Genomic DNA, 1,583 nt, shown 5'->3' on the forward strand with positions numbered 1-1,583 from the left:
AGCTTGGCGTTTAACCTTGCTGCGCTTTGTGTTCCTTGATCGACGCGGCGCGTTTGACCGTCTTGCCGACGTCGTGGCGCTTGGCTCGGTGCTTGTTCTTCGAGCCGGGTGGCCTGCCGGGCCCTGGCCGGGACGGTTTTGGTGCGGCTGCCGGGCGGACTGTGGCCGCGTGGACGTTGCGAAACCCGCGACGGACCCGGGCGGGGGTGAGGCGGCGGGGTTCGGCGGGCCGTTCCCAGGGGCGGCGGAGGTCCTCGGCGAGGGGACGTGCGAGGCGGAGTTGGGTGTGGGCCGCGACGATCAGCCAGGTCCACAGGTCGGCGGTGTCCGCGTGGCGGACCTTGGGAGCGGTCCAGCCGAGGGTCTGCTTCATCAGCCGAAAGGTGTGTTCGAGATCGAACCTGCGGAGGAACGACTGCCACCAGCGGTCCACGTCCGCCGGTGTGGCGGTGGTGGCCGAGCACCACAGCCAGACTGGTTTGGGGTCGCGATCGCCCGGCAGGTGCTCGACCTTGAGTCGAATCAACGTGCCGTGCAGTACTGGGAGTTCATCTTTTGCGTGGTTCAGCCAGGGGCCACGATGGGTGAGCCGGGGGTGCATATGGTCCCAGGCCATCGTCTCAGCGGTGCCATAGCGGGTGGTGTCCGTGGACGTGGTCACCTCGGGGTTGTGCCAGGTCTCGGGCCGGGCCAGGGCGAGGGCGCCGCCGTGCCGGCGCGGACGCCCGCCCCTGGGCCCAGAGCGGGCCTCGCCCGGGTCGCGGAGCATGACACGGTCCGAGCGCAGACGCCCGAGCAGCACGACGGGCAGGTCCTTCAGTGCGTGGGAGAGGTAGGTGACGTCGTAGCCCGAGTCCATGACGATCAGGATCTCGGGATCCCCGGGCTCCCACTGTCCGGCTTGCATCAACCGCTCGACGGCGCCGCGGAGTTGGCTGGCCGTGACCACGGTCGCGTCGTCGGCGGGACCAAGGCGCACGGCGTCCAGCAGAGCGACCCAGGAGGTGCGGCCGGTCTCCAGAGCGGCCACGAAGGAATACGGCCAGCCCGGCACGAACTGGTCCTTGCTGCGGGCGCCACGCCCGTAGACGTGGCAGAACAGGCGGTCGTCGCTGGTCGGGGCGTCGGGACGGAGCCAGTTGCTCACGTCCACGGCCAGCACGATCCGCCCGTCGGCCGCCTTCGGCAGCGGCAGGCCCGCCAGTGTCCGCCGTAACCGGGCCGGCTCGGCCCAGCCCCGGTCCAACGCTGCGTACAGAGCACCATGCCCACGCCGGTGCTCGAGGGCCAGCGACAGTTCGACCAGGGTCTTCACCGGCCCGTCCGCGCACAGCACCGCGTCCGTGAGCTCGAAGAGTGCATCCGCGCGGGCGTAAAGGCACTCGTAGAACTCGACCCGAAAGCGGGACAAGACATCCAACGCCTCGCCTGCGGGCCCTGGGAGAGGGAGACTCATACGCAGCGGCCGTTCTCTCGTGCTTCGTGACTCGACATCTCGAAGCGTGGAGAACGGCCGCCTCCGCTGTCCCGGGAAGAACCGCAGATCAGCAGGTTGGGTGACAGGCGAGGATAAACGTCAAGCT

1 protein-coding gene is annotated in these 1,583 nt (G+C 69.3%); it reads right to left on the minus strand.

The genetic code is table 11. The features are described from left to right. Positions 1–10 precede the first annotated feature (10 nt). Positions 11–1,456, minus strand: a complete 1,446-nt coding sequence (locus BT364_RS38910; protein WP_072489819.1) for an NF041680 family putative transposase — start codon at positions 1,454–1,456, stop codon at positions 11–13. Between the last annotated feature and the right edge of the window lie 127 nt (positions 1,457–1,583).

The organism is Streptomyces atratus (assembly GCF_900119365.1).
GTDB classification, from domain to species: Bacteria; Actinomycetota; Actinomycetes; order Streptomycetales; family Streptomycetaceae; genus Streptomyces; species Streptomyces atratus_B.

Bases quoted from the DNA above. Each gene is read 5' to 3' on its own strand.
- BT364_RS38910 (WP_072489819.1), bottom strand. From the start codon at position 1,456: ATGAGTCTCCCTCTCCCAGGGCCCGCAGGCGAGGCGTTGGATGTCTTG.